Annotated in this window: 16 protein-coding genes; 11 read left to right on the forward strand and 5 right to left on the reverse strand. The window is 71.8% G+C overall.

Going from position 1 to position 14,405, the window contains the following annotated elements; translation table 11 throughout:
- Nucleotides 1-372: 372 nt before the first annotated feature.
- Nucleotides 373-984, reverse strand: a complete 612-nt coding sequence (locus tag PKE84_RS07765) for a GNAT family N-acetyltransferase (RefSeq protein WP_271176661.1) — start codon at nt 982-984, stop codon at nt 373-375.
- A gap of 40 nt (nt 985-1,024) precedes the next feature.
- Entirely contained in the window at nt 1,025-2,326 is a 1,302-nt protein-coding gene (locus PKE84_RS07770; protein ID WP_271176662.1) for a glutamyl-tRNA reductase, read from the reverse strand.
- A 98-nt stretch (nt 2,327-2,424) separates the two neighbouring features.
- Here PKE84_RS07770 and PKE84_RS07775 point away from each other — a divergent pair, with 98 nt between their 5' ends.
- The 11 genes from PKE84_RS07775 (at nt 2,425) to hemL (ending at nt 12,529) form a co-directional block, all read left to right on the forward strand.
- On the forward strand, nt 2,425-3,591 hold the full coding sequence (locus PKE84_RS07775; protein WP_271176663.1) for a uroporphyrinogen decarboxylase: 1,167 nt from the start codon (nt 2,425-2,427) through the stop codon (nt 3,589-3,591).
- Between the two features lie 104 nt (nt 3,592-3,695).
- Nucleotides 3,696-5,186 (forward strand): protoporphyrinogen/coproporphyrinogen oxidase, encoded by a 1,491-nt coding sequence (locus PKE84_RS07780; RefSeq protein ID WP_444979819.1) that lies wholly within the window; start codon nt 3,696-3,698, stop codon nt 5,184-5,186.
- A 15-nt stretch (nt 5,187-5,201) separates the two neighbouring features.
- Nucleotides 5,202-5,591 carry a hypothetical protein gene (locus tag PKE84_RS07785; protein WP_271176665.1) on the forward strand — a complete coding sequence of 130 codons (390 nt, stop codon included), beginning with the start codon at nt 5,202-5,204 and terminating at the stop codon, nt 5,589-5,591.
- 31 nt (nt 5,592-5,622) lie between these two features.
- Nucleotides 5,623-6,048 carry a phage holin family protein gene (locus tag PKE84_RS07790; RefSeq protein WP_271176666.1) on the forward strand — a complete coding sequence of 142 codons (426 nt, stop codon included), beginning with the start codon at nt 5,623-5,625 and terminating at the stop codon, nt 6,046-6,048.
- On the forward strand, nt 6,038-6,253 hold the full coding sequence (locus PKE84_RS07795) for a hypothetical protein (protein ID WP_271176667.1): 216 nt from the start codon (nt 6,038-6,040) through the stop codon (nt 6,251-6,253). Before PKE84_RS07790 ends, PKE84_RS07795 begins: the two co-directional genes overlap by 11 nt.
- A gap of 53 nt (nt 6,254-6,306) precedes the next feature.
- Nucleotides 6,307-7,029 (forward strand): hydrogen peroxide-dependent heme synthase, encoded by a 723-nt coding sequence (gene hemQ, locus PKE84_RS07800; protein ID WP_271176668.1) that lies wholly within the window; start codon nt 6,307-6,309, stop codon nt 7,027-7,029.
- A complete protein-coding gene (locus tag PKE84_RS07805) occupies nt 7,026-8,213 on the forward strand; it encodes a ferrochelatase (protein ID WP_271176669.1) in 1,188 nt (395 codons plus the stop codon). Before hemQ ends, PKE84_RS07805 begins: the two co-directional genes overlap by 4 nt.
- Nucleotides 8,210-9,211, forward strand: coding sequence for a hydroxymethylbilane synthase (gene hemC, locus PKE84_RS07810; RefSeq protein WP_271176670.1), 1,002 nt, complete (start codon nt 8,210-8,212; stop codon nt 9,209-9,211). Before PKE84_RS07805 ends, hemC begins: the two co-directional genes overlap by 4 nt.
- Entirely contained in the window at nt 9,208-10,029 is an 822-nt protein-coding gene (locus tag PKE84_RS07815; RefSeq protein WP_271176671.1) for a uroporphyrinogen-III synthase, read from the forward strand. Before hemC ends, PKE84_RS07815 begins: the two co-directional genes overlap by 4 nt.
- A 191-nt stretch (nt 10,030-10,220) precedes the next feature.
- Entirely contained in the window at nt 10,221-11,195 is a 975-nt protein-coding gene (hemB, locus tag PKE84_RS07820) for a porphobilinogen synthase (RefSeq protein ID WP_271177129.1), read from the forward strand.
- Nucleotides 11,192-12,529 carry a glutamate-1-semialdehyde 2,1-aminomutase gene (gene hemL / locus PKE84_RS07825; protein ID WP_271176672.1) on the forward strand — a complete coding sequence of 446 codons (1,338 nt, stop codon included), beginning with the start codon at nt 11,192-11,194 and terminating at the stop codon, nt 12,527-12,529. The genes hemB and hemL overlap by 4 nt, the downstream gene beginning before the upstream one ends.
- Before the next feature lie 100 nt (nt 12,530-12,629).
- On the opposite strand, the gene PKE84_RS07830 is transcribed toward hemL, so the two are convergent.
- From PKE84_RS07830 to PKE84_RS07840, 3 genes are read right to left on the reverse strand one after another with little or no spacing between them, the layout of a single operon-like run.
- The gene (locus PKE84_RS07830) at nt 12,630-13,445 is read right to left on the reverse strand and encodes an alpha/beta fold hydrolase (RefSeq protein WP_271176673.1); all 816 of its coding nucleotides are present in this window, start codon (nt 13,443-13,445) and stop codon (nt 12,630-12,632) included.
- A gap of 31 nt (nt 13,446-13,476) precedes the next feature.
- Complete coding sequence (locus tag PKE84_RS07835) at nt 13,477-13,974, reverse strand: SRPBCC domain-containing protein (RefSeq protein ID WP_271176674.1); 498 nt, start codon at nt 13,972-13,974, stop codon at nt 13,477-13,479.
- Nucleotides 13,971-14,396: an ArsR/SmtB family transcription factor gene (locus PKE84_RS07840; protein ID WP_271176675.1), complete on the reverse strand. Its 426-nt coding sequence runs from the start codon at nt 14,394-14,396 to the stop codon at nt 13,971-13,973. The genes PKE84_RS07835 and PKE84_RS07840 overlap by 4 nt, the downstream gene beginning before the upstream one ends.
- Nucleotides 14,397-14,405 lie beyond the last annotated feature (9 nt).

Raw genomic sequence — 14,405 nt, forward strand, 5'->3', positions numbered from 1 at the left:
CCGGGCAGACGGCCCGCCGAACCAATCCTATCGAGGTCGTCCAGGGCCCGCGTCCGCGGGCGTCGCCGCGTCGCCGCGTCGCCGCCTCGCCGCGCTGGCTCGTCGTTTGCCACTAGATGCGGTCCCGCTGCCCCACCCACCGCATCAACTGGCAAATGGCGGCTGGCCACAGGTGCCGCTTGCGCATCCGGATGCGGACCGGGTCGGGGCGCGTCCCTGCTCGTCGTTTGCCATTAGATGCGGTCCCGGCGCCCGGCTGGCCGCATCAACTGGCAAATGGCGGCCGGCCGCGGGCCGCGCCAGGAGGGCGCAGGGGAGGGAGGCAGACACGCGGGCCGGCAGCGCCGGGCGGCGCCGGGCTGCGCGGTGGAGTCAGCGCGCGCGGTACTCGCTGTCGAGCATCGCGTAGACCGCGGTGTCGCCCCACTCGCCCTTGAAGATCTCGTTCTGGCGCAGCAGCGCCTCCTGGCGCATCCCGAGCCGTTCGCAGAGCCGGGCCGACGCCTCGTTGCGGGCGTCGAGCTGGGCGAACACGCGGTGGGCGCCGAGCGTGCCGAAGCAGACCGCCAGCACCGCCTCCGCCGCTTCGGTCGCGTAACCGCGCCCGTGCACGGCCGGGTGGAAGACCCAGCCGACCTCGACCTGTCCGTGCTCCGCGCTCTTCAGGAAGATGCTCATGTCGCCGATGACCCGGCCGTGGCCGCCCTCGGGATCGGGCAGCTCGACGGCGTAGATGAGCCCGTCGCCGTCTTCGGCGAGGTGGTTCATCGCGATGCGCTTCTTGAGGTGCTTGGCCGACTCCTCGTGGTCGTGCACCTCCCAGTAGAGGTAGCGCACGACGTCTTTGCGCTTCTGGTACTCGTGCACGTCGTCGAGGTCGCCCGTGTTCAGCGGACGCAGCACGAGACGCTCGGTGCGCAACTCTTCTGCGCCGTACGGCAGGCCGATGACGCCGTGGGGATCTTCGTCAGCTCCGTTGCTCACTGTTCCTCCTGGGTTCGTGGTCAGGATGCGGCGGTTGCGATCAGGATGCGGCGGACTCGTCGCCGACCGCGCGCAGGCGTGGAGCCGCGACATCGTCGACGTCGAGCCCGAACAGCGTGTTCGCGGCGTCGACGACGCTCTGCGCCCCGCCGGAGCGGGCGAGCTCCCTGGCGCGCACCGACGGGGTGTGCAGCAGCACGCCGGCGAGGTGACGCAGCGCGGCCTCCGTCTGCTCACTGGAGTCGCCGCGGGCCCGTGCGCGCTCGATCTCGGCGTCGAGCACGTCGAACACGTGCGAGCGCAACGCGATCAGCGCCGGCGTCACCGACTGCTCGGCGGACTGCGCAGCGAACTCGGCGGCGGCGGCGTCGACGATCAGCCGGGCATCCTGTGCGGCGTTGAGCTCTTCGAGCGGGGCGTGCCGACTGATGGTCTCGAGGTCGAGCAGCTCGGCGCCGCGCAGCTGCGCGACGGCCGGATCGACGTTGCGCGGCAGACCGAGGTCGATCACCAGGCGCCGCTCGAGCGCTCCGGGGAGGCTCATCGCCTCGGTGAGCTGGGCAGCGGTGAGGATGGGGTCGGTGGCGGCGCTGCAGGTGACCACGAGGTCACTGCCGGCGAGCGCGGCGACGAGGTCGGCCGCTTCGACGGGCACGATCTCGTGGGAGAGCGCGAACTTGGCCGCGCGGCCGGACGGGGAGAAGACCCGCACGTCGACGACCCCGCGGTCGCGCAGCGCTGCGAGGCTCGCCCCGGCGTAGGCGCCCGTTCCCACCAGGAGCACGCGGGTGGCCGCCCAGTCGGTGACGCGGCTCTCGGCAAGGTCGAGTCCGAGGCGCACGAGCGACCGGCCGGCAGTGGTGATGCCCGTGCGGTTCTTCACGCCGCGCGACGTGCGCGAGGCGCCCTGGAAGAGTCGTTCGAGGTCGTGGGTGACCGTGCCGGCGGTGCGGGCCGACTCCAGTGCGCGGCGCACCTGACCGGCGATCTCGCCTTCGCCGACCACGACGGACTCGAGCCCGCTCGACACCGAGAACAGGTGCTCGGCGACGCCCTGGTCGCAGATCACCGTGCTGGATGCGCGCAGCTCGTCGGCGTCGACACCGGATGCGGCGCTCACGGCCTCGATCACAGTCTCGGCCGAGACGGCGACGGCGGCGGTCAACGGCTCGTCGACGTCGAGGTAGGCCTCGAAGCGATTGCAGGTCGCGAGGACCACGGATCCGCTGATGACTTCGCTGTGCTCGGCGAGCGCGGCCTTCACGGCCGGAGCGCGACGCTCGAGCCGTTCGAGAAGGTCGAAGTCCGCAGTGCGGTGGCTCGACGAGAAGCAAAGAAGCACCTCGAAAGCCTACGCTTGCATCCGCGGAACCTCGAATCGGATCGCACCTGCGACAAGCGCTCAGCTTTCATTCCCGGCACTTTGACAGAATCGTCCGTGTGAACACCCTCGCCCCCTCCCACCCGCTCAACACGCGCACCGCGTCGGCGCGCCTCATCCGCGCCTACCAGGGGGTGCGCCAGGACGTCACACCGGTCTGGTTCATGCGCCAGGCCGGGCGGTCCCTGCCCGAGTACCGGGAGCTGCGCGTCGGCACCCGGATGCTCGACGCCTGCCTCGATCCGGCGCTGGCCAGCGAGATCACCCTGCAGCCGGTCCGTCGCCACGGCGTGGACGCCGGCATCTTCTTCAGTGACATCGTGATCCCGTTGCGGCTCGCCGGCGTCGACGTCGACATCGTCCCCGGCAAGGGGCCGGTGCTGTCCTCCCCGGTGCGCACGGCCGACGACGTCGCCCGGCTCACCGAGATCGACGCCGCCTCGCTCACTGAGGAGACGTTCGCTCCGATCATCGAGGCCGTGCAGCTGACAACCGCCGAGCTCGGCGACACCCCCTTGATCGGTTTCGCCGGAGCGCCCTTCACGCTCGCCGCCTACCTCGTCGAGGGCGGCCCCTCGAAAGACCACATCCGCGCCCGCACGATGATGCACGCCGACCCCGAGGCGTGGGCGCAGCTCATGGCCTGGACCGCGGATGTCACCGGAGCCTTCCTACGCACGCAGGTGCTGGCGGGGGCCAGCGCCGCCCAGCTGTTCGACTCGTGGGCGGGTTCGCTCTCGCTGCACGACTACGCCGAGCACGTCGCGCCAGCGTCGATGCGCGCGCTCTCGCACGTGCGCGACCTGACGTACCAGGTGGCGGGGCGGGCCGCGGCCAGCGCGACCGGCTCCGGCGACGCAGCCGACGGCGAGACCGCCCGTGAGTCGGCGCCCGAGACCCGCAACGTTCCGATCGTGCATTTCGGCGTCGGCACCGGTGAACTGCTCAAAGCCATGCACGAGGTCGGAGCGGACGTGCTCGGGGTCGACTACCGCATCCCGCTCGATGAGGCGAGCCGCCGCCTCGGCCATGTCGTCCCCCTGCAGGGCAACGTCGACCCGGCCATGCTGGCCGCGCCGTGGCCGGTGCTCGAGGCGCACGTGCGCGACGTGCTCGCGCGCGGCGTCGACGCCCCCGCCCACGTGCTCAACCTCGGACACGGCGTTCCGCCGGAGACGGACCCGGCGGTGCTGACCAAGCTCGTCGAGTTCGTGCACGCGCTGTGACAGGTTCGGACGCAGAGCAGTCGGACGCAGAGCAGTCGGGCGCAGCGCAGACGCTCGCCGACGAGCTGCGTCAGGCCGTCGAGGCCCCGCCGACCCGCGTGATCGTGATCGGGGGCGGGATGGCCGGCCTGGTCGCCGCACGCGACTGCGCCCGGCCCGGCTTCTCCGTGACCCTGCTCGAGGCGGGGGATCGGGTCGGCGGCTCCGTCGCCTCCCTCGAGATCGACGGGCTGACCGTCGACGCCGGGGCCGAGAGCTACGCGACCCGAGGCGGTCACGTGCGCGAGCTGGTCGACGAGCTCGGGCTCGGCCGCGACGTCGTCACACCGAACCCGGCCGGCGCCTGGGTGCGGTTCGGGTCGCAGAGCGTGCCCCTGCCCAAGGCGGGGCTGCTGGGCATCCCGAGCTCGCCGCTCGCCAGCGATGTAGTGCGGGCGATCGGCTGGGCCGGCGCGTGGCGCGCGTACCTCGACCGTGTCATGCCCGTACTCAAGATCGGCACGGAGCGCAGCCTCGGCACGCTCGTGCGCAAGCGGATGGGCGCGAAGGTGCTCGAGCGTCTGGTCGCGCCGGTGGCGACCGGGGTGTACTCGGCGCGTCCGGACGACCTGGACATCGACGTGGTCGCTCCCGGCCTCAACTCCGCCCTGACCCGGCTCGGCTCCCTGTCTGGTGCGGTCGGCGAGCTGCGGTCCAACGCCAAGGCGGGGGGTGCCGTCGAGGGCATCCGTGGTGGCATGTGGCGGCTGCCGGCCGCGCTCGCCGCCGACATCGCCGAGCGCGGAGGAGCCGTGCGCACCCAGGCCGCCGTGGCCGAACTGCTGCCCGTCGTGGCACCGGAGGAGACGGACGACGCGGTCGCCGATGGAACAACCGAAAGCGTGCTCGACGGAGCGGCCGAGGGCGACGTCGCCGCCGCTCAGGCCGACGACGCCCGCTGGGTCGTGCGGCTGACCGACGGCGAGGAGCTCCTCGCCGATGCCGTCGTCGTCGCGGTGCCCGCCTCGGCGGGGCTNNNNCCCGCCGAGCTCACCACCTTGGGCGACCTCGACTGGCCGCCCGCCTCCAGCGTCGAGCTGACCACCCTGGTCATCACCGACGAAGGTCTGGCCGCCGCCCCGCGCGGAACCGGCGTGCTCGTCTCCGACTCGGGGACACCGGATGTCGGGGCCAAGGCGACGACCCACTCCACAGCGAAGTGGTCGTGGCTCGCCGACGATGCGGGGCCGGGCCGTCAGGTCATCCGGCTGTCGTACGGCCGCGCCGGGATGCCGTCGGCGACGAGCGGGATGAGCGACGGCGAGTTGCGCACCACGGCGATCGCCGACGCGTCCGCTCTCTACGGCATCCCCCTCGCGGAATCCGCCGTCGCAGGCTTCGCGCGCACCAGCTGGACCAACGCGCTGCCGTACGCGGCGCTGGGGGAGGGGGACCGCATCCGGCAGGTTCGCGACGCGGTCGCGGCGGTCGATGGCCTCGAGGTGACGGGTTCGTGGCTCACGGGCACCGGCCTCGCCTCGGTCATCCCGGATGCCCGCGAGACGGCGACGCGCGTCAGGGGTCTACGCTGGAGGACACTGACCGAGAACCTTTGACGAACGGGGCCAGCAATGCGCGGAAAGCTTCTCTTTGTCGCCGGAGCAGCGGTGGGCTACGTGCTCGGTGCGCGTGCCGGCCGCAAGCGGTACGAACAGATCAAGTCGGCTGCCGCCAAGGTGTGGGAGTCGCCGGGAATCCAGAAGCAGGTCAACGCCGCAGAGGACTTCGTGGCCGCCAAGGTCGGTGAGGTTCCCGGCGCCGTGTACGACACCGCCAAGAAGCTGATCGTGCAGGCTTCGGCTCGCCGCAAGGAGGCGAGCACCCCGGTGCCGTCCCCCGCGGCCAAGGCCGCCATCGACAACGCAGGCGACAAGGCGGGCGGCTCCGCGAACGGCTCCGCGAACGGCTCCGCGAGCGGCTCGGCCGGTGGCGCCGGCACCGCCGCCGGACAGGGCGCTTGAGCCGACCACGGCGAGGAGTACGGTGACGCGTATGACCGACAACGACCCGCGTTTCCACGGCGATGCCCGCTCGCGATCGCTGTTCACGCTCGTCTCCGAGCTCCCGCAGCAGCTGATCGCGCTGCTGAAGGCCGAGATCGCCCACCTCAAGGCGGAGTTCGCCGAGAAGGCGAAGCATGCCGGGGTCGGAATAGGCCTGTTCGTGGTGGCCGCCGTTCTGGGCTTCTTCGCCCTCGGCTCGCTGGTCGCCGCGGCCATCCTCGGGATCGCGGTGGCGCTGCCCGGCTGGCTCGCGGCCCTCATCGTGGTCGTCGCACTTCTACTGATCGCGGCGATCCTGGCGCTCATCGGCATCTCGTCGTTCAAGAAGATGAACGGCGTCGCACCGGAGAAGACGATCAACAGCATCAAAGAGGACTCCGAGGCGCTGAAGGGACTTGGCCGCTATGACAACTGAGCGCACCGACGTCGAACGGGCCCGTGCCCAGGTGGCCGACACCCTCAGCGCCATCGAATACAAGCTCAACGTTCCCAAGCGCACGGCCGAGCGCGTTCAGCGGCTGCGTCAGGAGAATCCGCTGGTGCTGGTCGGTGCGGCCGTCGCGGTCGCCGCGGCGATCGGCGGAGTCGTCTGGCTCGCCGTCCGCGCTGCGCAGCGGTGAGCATCCGGCCGCTGTTTTTGGCTCTCACAGGTTTGAGAGGGAGACTGTGAGGTATGAGTAACCCGGCTGCCGCTACGGCAGATTCGAGCGTCCCTGTCGAGAATCCGAGTGGTTTCACTTTGTGGGCCGTTCTCCGCCGCGATCCGGCGCGTCCCGACGATCTCGACGGCACCGACGTTCCGCGCGCGGTGCAGGAGCTCGAAGGCGTGATCGCCGACCTCGAGCTCCAGAACGTCACGACGCGCGGCCTGTACGACGTCTCCGGCCTGCGCGCCGACGCCGATGTCATGATCTGGCTGCACGGCCCCGAGGCCCACACCCTGCAGTGGGCGCTGCGCCAGCTGCGCCGAACGCAGCTTCTCAAGGCTCTCCTCCCCACCTGGAACGCCATGGGTGTGCACCGGGATGCGGAGTTCAACAAGTCGCACGTCCCCGGCTTCCTGCGCGGCAAGGAGCCGAAGGAGTGGCTGACGGTCTACCCGTTCGTCCGCAGCTACGAGTGGTACCTGCTTCCCGACGAGGAGCGCGGCCGGATGCTCGCGGAGCACGGCCGCAAGGGCGCAGCATTCCGCTCGGTGCTGGCCAACACCGTCGCGTCATTCGCGCTCGGCGACTACGAGTGGATCCTTCCCCTCGAGTCGGACGAGCTCACCGACCTGGTCGACCTGATGCGCGATCTGCGCCAGACGGATGCCCGCCGCCACGTGCGCGACGAGGTGCCGTTCTTCACCGGACGCCGCATCGCACCCGCCGAGCTCGTGGAGGTGCTGCAGTGACCGACGTCACGGGCACCACGACCGGCCGGGTTCTCGGAGCGACGCCGGCAGCGGCGGACGGTCCCGAGCACGTCACCGAGCCGGTCGCCTACGACGCGATCCTCCTCGCCGGCTTCGGCGGGCCCGAGGGTCAGGATGACGTCATCCCGTTCCTGCGCAACGTGACGCGCGGGCGCGGCATCCCGGAGGAGCGCCTCGAGGAGGTCGCGCACCACTACCGCCACTTCGGCGGCGTCTCGCCGATCAACGATCAGAACCGCGAGCTCAAGGCGGCGCTGGAGGCCGAGCTGGCGTCCCGCGGCATCGATCTGCCCGTGCTGTGGGGCAACCGCAACTGGGACCCGTACCTGAAGGACGCCCTCACCGAGGCGAACGAGCGCGGTCTCACGAAGATCATCGCGATCGCCACGAGCGCCTACTCCTCGTATTCGTCGTGCCGTCAGTACCGCGAGGACTTCGCGATGGCGCTGGAGGACACCGGCCTCGAGGGCACCATCGAGATCGACAAGGTGCGTCAGTTCTTCGACCACCCCGGCTTCGTCGAGCCCTTCATCGAAGGCGTGCGGGATGCGCTGGCCGACGTGCAGGCGAAGGTGCCGGGCATCGACCCCGCGACCGAGATCGAACTGCTGTTCACCACGCACTCGATCCCGTCGGCGGATGCCGCACGTTCCGGCCCGGCCGAACGCGGTTTCGGTGAGGGCGGCGCGTACGCGGCGCAGCACCTCGCCGTGGCGGAGGTCGTGGCTCAGGCGGCGACCGACGGCGTGGTGAAGTGGCAGCTCGTCTACCAGTCGCGCAGCGGTCCCCCCTCGATGCCGTGGCTCGAACCCGACATCAACGACGCCATCGCCGAACTGCCCGCGAAGGGCGTCAAGGCCGTGATCATCGTGCCGCTCGGCTTCGTCAGCGACCACATGGAGGTTCTCTGGGACCTCGACAACGAGGCCATGGAGACGAGCGAGGAGCACGGTCTCGTCGCGGTCCGCGTGCCCACCCCGGGAACGCACCACGCGTACGTGAAGGGCCTCATCGACCTGGTGCTGGAGCGCCGTGACGGCGTTCCGGTCGACCAGCGCCCCGCCATGACGGAGCTCGGCCCCTGGTACGACGTGTGCCGGCCCGGCTGCTGCGAGAACGTGCGGCTCGGTTTCAAGCCGGCGGCTGCGGGGCTGGCGCCGTGACCGGTTCGGTGAGCCGGGCATCCGGACCGTCGGAGCAGCGCGACGGCGTGCTACGCATCGGCACGCGGGGGAGCGCCCTCGCGGTCGCGCAGACCACCGCCGTCGCCGAACAGCTCGCCAAGGCCACCGGTAACGACGTCGAGCTCATCACCGTCACGACCCACGGGGACACCTCGCGCGAGTCGCTCTCCGAGCTCGGCGGCACCGGGGTCTTCGCCACGGCGCTCCGCGAGTCGCTGCTCGCCGGCGAATGCGACATCATCGTGCACTCCCTCAAAGACCTGCCGACCGGAGACGCTCCCGGTCTCGTCATCGGCGCCATCCCGAAGCGTGCGGACGCCAGGGACACCCTGTGCGCACGTGACGGGCTCACCGTCGAGACGCTGCCGGAGGGCGCCCGTGTCGGCACCGGCTCGCCGCGTCGGGTCGCTCAGTTGAAGTCGCGCCGCCCCGACGTCGAGGTGGTCGACATCCGCGGAAACGTCGACACCCGTCTCTCGCGCGTCGCCGACGGCGACCTCGACGCCGTGGTGCTCGCGGCCGCCGGTCTGGGACGGCTGGGCCGTTCCGACGCGGTGACGGAGTTCTTCCCCCTCTCCCAGGTGCCGACCGCGCCGGGCCAGGGGGCGCTCGCGCTCGAGGTGCGAGCGGGTGACGAGAAGGGGCACGGCGCGATCGCCACGGCGGTCGCGGCCGTCGATCACGCCACCACTCGCGCCTGCGCCACCGCCGAGCGCATCGTCCTCGCCGGACTCGAAGCCGGATGCGCCGCACCGATCGGCGCGACCGCCCTCGTCGACGACGGGTTGCTGTTCCTCACCGCGACCGTGTACCGGCCCGACGGCACCGAGCAGCTCACCGCATCTCACGCCGCCACCCCCGATTCGATGAGCCGCGCCGACCTGGCCGCCGCTGCTCGCGATGTGGGAGAACGCGTCGTGGCCGAACTGCTCGGCGCGGGGGCCGCCGGCCTGGCACCGCTCGGGAGCGCGCGATGACCACGTCCACAGCATCCACCGGCAAGCCGCTGACCGGCTGGCGCGTCCTCGTGCCGCGCGGCGGTCCGTGGGGCGACTCGGTCGCCGCCGACCTGCGTTCCAAGGGAGCGTCGCCGATCGTCGCAGCGATGATCAACTTCGCGCCGACCGACGATGCCCCGGCCCTGGAGCGCGCGCTCGCGCGGCTGGCCGCCGGCGAGTTCGACTGGATGACCGTGACCAGCGCGACGACCGTCGATGTGCTGAGTGCGCAACGCGCGGTGGTGCCGTCGTCGACGCGCGTCGCCGCTGTCGGCGAGACCACGGCGGCCGCGCTGGCGGCCGCCGGCTACAAGGTCGACCTCGTCCCCTCGGAGGACAACTCGGCCAGGGGGCTCCTCGCCGAATGGGAGGCCGCGACGAACGGGGTCGTCCCGCTGCGGGTGCTCACGCTCCGCTCGGAGATCGCGAAGCCGCTGCTGACCGAGGGGCTCAAGCGCGTCGGCCACGAGGTCGAGTCGGTCGTCGCCTATCGCACGATCGGCGTGCCCGTGCCGGAGAACGTGGTGAACGACGTGGCATCCGGCCTGGTGCAGGCGATCCTCGTCACCAGCGGGTCGGTGGCGGAGCAGGTGCAGCGCCAGCTCGGCCCGATCCCCGAGAGCACGCTGGTCGCGGCCATCGGGCCGCAGACCGCGCGCGACGCCCGCGACTTCGGGCTGCGCGTCGACGTGGTCGCTGCCGAACGCACGGCGGCGTCGCTGATCGAGTCCGTGGTCGAGGCGGCGAACGCGGCGTCCGAGCCCGACGAGACCGCCGACGCCGCCGACGCGGGCTAGCCGCACGCCCGACCCGAATCGGCGCCGCGCAACTCCGGAACCCGCACCGCGCTCCGCCTCGATCTTCCGGAGTTGTTGGCGACGCGCCGTGCCGCGCTCGCAGTCTTCCGGAGTCATGCGCCGCCCTGCGTAGCTGGGAGCGCACGCAGGGTGCCCCGCCGCCACGCGCGTAGGCTTGCCGAGTGAGCGAAGTGACGCACCCCGTTGTCCGACCACGGCGGCTGCGGCAGTCCCCGGCAGTGCGCCGGCTGACCGCCGAGACCCGCCTCCATCCCGCAGAGCTGATCCTGCCGATGTTCGTGCGCGAAGGCACGCCGGAGGCGCTGCCCATCCAGTCGATGCCCGGCGTCGTGCAGCACAGCATCGACTCGCTCAAACGCGCCGTGGCCGAAGCGGCCGAGGCCGGCGTCGGCGGCGTGATGCTGTTCGGCGTCCCGGAGACGCGGGACGCGGTCGGCTCCGCCGCGACCGATCCGGACGGCATCCTGAACGTCGCGACGCGTGCCGTCGCCGCCGAGGTCGGCGATGCGATCGTGCTGCAGACCGACCTGTGCCTCGACGAGTTCACCGACCACGGCCACTGCGGCGTGCTGGATGCGCGTGGGCACGTCGACAACGACGCCACCCTCATCCGGTACCGCGACATGGCGATCGCGCAGGCCGAGGCGGGCTCGCAGCTGCTCGGGCTGAGTGGCATGATGGACGGCCAGGTCGCCGCCGTGCGCGACGCGCTCGACGAGGCCGGCCACACCGACACGATCATCCTCGCCTACGCCGCCAAGTACGCGTCGGCGTTCTACGGGCCGTTCCGCGAGGCCGTCGACTCCCAGCTCAGCGGCGACCGCCGCGCCTACCAGCAGGACCCCGCCAATCGCCGCGAGGGCCTGCGCGAGGCGCGTCTCGACCTCGAGGAGGGCGCCGACGTGCTGATGGTGAAGCCGGCGCTCAGCTACCTCGATGTGCTCTCGGACGTCGCCGCGATCAGCGATGTTCCGGTCTGGGCCTACCAGGTGTCGGGGGAGTACGCGATGGTCGAGGCCGCAGCCGCGAACGGCTGGATCGACCGGCGCCGCATCATCGAGGAGACCCTCATCGGCGCCCGCCGGGCCGGAGCCGATGCCGTCATGACCTACTGGGCGACCGAGGTCGCGAGGTGGCTGCGATGAGCGACCAGGAGGCCCTGGCCGACGGCGCCGCCCTCTCCGACGTGAACCTCGCCCAGTTCGAGCGTGCTCAGCGGGTCATCCCGGGCGGAGTGAACTCGCCGGTGCGCGCGTTCCGCTCGGTCGGCGGCACCCCGCGGTTCATGGTGTCGGCGCGCGGTCCGTACATCACGGATGCGCAGGGTCGCGAGTATGTCGACCTCGTCGCGTCGTGGGGTCCCGCGATCCTCGGGCACGCGCATCCGGCCGTCATCGCCGCCGTGCAGGAGGCCGCCGCGCGCGGCCTCTCGTTCGGTGCGTCGACGCCGGCGGAGACCGAGCTCGCCGAGGCCGTGCTGGCCCGCGTGCCGTTCATCGAGAAGCTGCGCCTCGTCTCCACGGGCACCGAGGCGACCATGACGGCGATCCGGCTCGCGCGCGGCTTCACCGGCCGGCCCCTGCTGATCAAGTTCGCCGGGCACTACCACGGGCACTCCGACAGCCTGCTCGCCGAGGCCGGATCCGGCCTGGCGACGCTCGCGCTCCCCGGCTCGGCCGGTGTGACCGAGGCGACGGCTGCCCAGACCCTGGTGCTGCCCTACAACGACCTGGATGCCGTGCGAACGGCCTTCGAGGAGCACGGCCCCGACATCGCGGCCGTCATCACCGAGGCCGCCGCCGCCAACATGGGCGTGGTCGCACCCGACGAGGGATTCAACGCCGCGCTCACCGACCTCGCGCACGAGTTCGGTGCGCTCCTGATCCTCGACGAGGTGCTCACCGGGTTCCGCGTGAGCGAGGCCGGCTTCTGGGGCCTCGACCGCGGCTACACGCCCGATCTGGTCACCTTCGGAAAGGTCATCGGTGGCGGGATGCCGCTGGCGGCTCTGGGCGGTCGCGCGGAGCTCATGGACTTCCTCGCGCCGACCGGCCCGGTGTATCAGGCGGGAACGCTGTCGGGCAACCCGGTCGCGGTCGCGGCGGGGCTGGCGACCCTCGCGAACGCGGACGAGGCGGTCTACGACCGGCTCGACGTGGTCGCGGACACGGTGTCGGCGGCGGTCTCGGCCGCCCTTTCGGCGGAGGGCGTCGCCCATCGGGTTCAGCGGGCGGGCAGCCTGTTCAGCTTCGTCTTCGGCGACTTCGCGTCCGCGCCCCGCACGTACGCGGAGGTGCAGCGGCAGGAGGCGTTCCGGTACCGGCCGTTCTTCCACGCGATGCTCGACGCGGGCGTCTCGCTGCCGCCGAGTGTCTTCGAGGCGTGGTTCGTCACCGCCGCCCACGACGACGCGGCGGTCGACCGCATCCTCGCCGCGCTGCCGGCCGCAGCCGCAGCCGCCGCCCGCGCCACCCCCTGACCGCCCCATTCCGTTGAGGGGCGGCAAACGCAGGAAAACACGCCGGTGGACGGTGCGTTAGCCGCCCCTCAATGGCGAGCGACCGGATGCGGTGCCCGGCTCAGCCGCGCCGGTCGGCGGCCGCAGCGCCCGCGTTCTCGAAGAAGCGACGCAGGTGGAGGTCGATCGCGGCGGCGTCCACGTCGTGCGTCTGCCCCTCGACCACCGCGAACTGCGCGTCCAGGATGGCGTCGGCCAGCGCCTGCGCGCCGAAGCGCAGGAAGTCCGGGCTCGCGCCGCCCGCGAGCGTGAGCGTCGGCGTCCTGAGTGCGTGCACCAGAGCATCCGGAACGCCGCTGTCGCCCATCGCGGCGTCGTCGTAGGCGAGGGTCGGCGCGATCCGCACCATGCCGGCCCACATCGGGGTGCCTCGCATTCCTGCGATGGCCTGCTCCGGCATCCCGACCCGGCGTACGAACAGCTCGACGGCGCCCTCCTGGTCGCCGCGAGCCAGCGCTGCCGTGAGCTCGGCGGTGTACGCCGCAGCCCCGGACCGTGCCGCCTCCGGCATCAGCGGCGGCTCGTACAGCGCGATGCCGGCGATGCGCTCGCGTCCCAGCGCGGCCGCCGCACGCAGCAGGAGCATCGCGCCCGACGAGATCCCCAGCCCGACCACGGGTGAGCCCACTGCCGAGATCAGCGCGTCGATGTCCTCGATCTCGCGCTCGACGGCGAACGGGGCGGTGTCCGTGCTCGCGCCGCGACCCCGCCGGTCGTAGAGCACGACGGTGAACCGGTCCGCGAGGCGATCGGCGATGGGACGCATCGGGCCGGCGTCGCGGAAGCACATCGCACCGTCGACCAGGATGACGACCGGGCCGGAGCCGACGGTCTCGTAGCCGATCGTGGTGCCGTCAGCGGAGGTGAGTGTGGTCATCGTTCGTCCTTTCGGAGTGTTGCTTGTGCGGTCAGCGCAGCGCGGCGCCGAGCCGGATGAGCAGGTCGTCGAGCTGGTCGAGGGCGCGCGAGAAGCCGTGCTCGACGCCGCCCTGGATCGCACGATCGCGATCGAGCGGGGTCTGGTACCGGATGCGCGCGGTGAAGACGGTTCCGTCGCCGTCGTTCTTCAGGGTGATCGTGACGAAGGCGCCCGGGCGATCGTCGGTCACGGCGCCGGACGGATCGGACGACCGTTCGACGTAGGTCACACGCTCGGGCGGTACGATCTCGCGATAGACCGAGCGCGCCCACACCTCGCCGCCGTGGCGCCCGCGCAGGCTGTAATGCCAGACGCCGCCCGGACGGAAGTCGACGCTGCACTGGTCGACCGGATAGTCCGGGGGACCCCACCATTGCTTGAGGTGCTCGGGCTCGGAGAGGGCGCGGAAGACGAGTTCGCGCGGGGCGGCGAAGCGCCGCGTGATGGTGAGTCCGTCGGAGTGGCGGGTGACGGTGGCCGCGCTCATCGCGTGGCTCCCGCATCCGCATCCGCGTCCGCAACCGCACCCGCGGAGCCGTCGTCGGCCACCGCATCCGGGCCGGCCAGGAGGGTGCCCAGATAGCCGTCGAGCCGGTCGAGGCTGCCCTCCCACAGGGAGGCGTAGTGCCGCATCCACTCGTTCAGTTGCTCAAAGGCCTCGGCCTCGAGCCGGCAGCGCCGCCACTGCGCGACGCGTTCGCGCGAGATGAGGCCGGCGCGCTCGAGCACGCTCAGGTGCTTCGAGACCGCGGGAACGCCGACGTCGAAACGGGCCGCGAGCTCGCCGACGGTCTTGGGCCCGTCGCGCAGGTCGGCGATGAGCGCCCGACGCGTCGGGTCCGCGAGCGCCGAGAACATCATCCCGACCCGCGCATCCGCATCGTACTTTCCCGCAACGGAACTTTCCACACCAGGAAA

It is taken from the genome of Leifsonia poae (assembly GCF_027921845.1).
Taxonomy (GTDB): domain Bacteria; phylum Actinomycetota; class Actinomycetes; order Actinomycetales; family Microbacteriaceae; genus Leifsonia; species Leifsonia poae.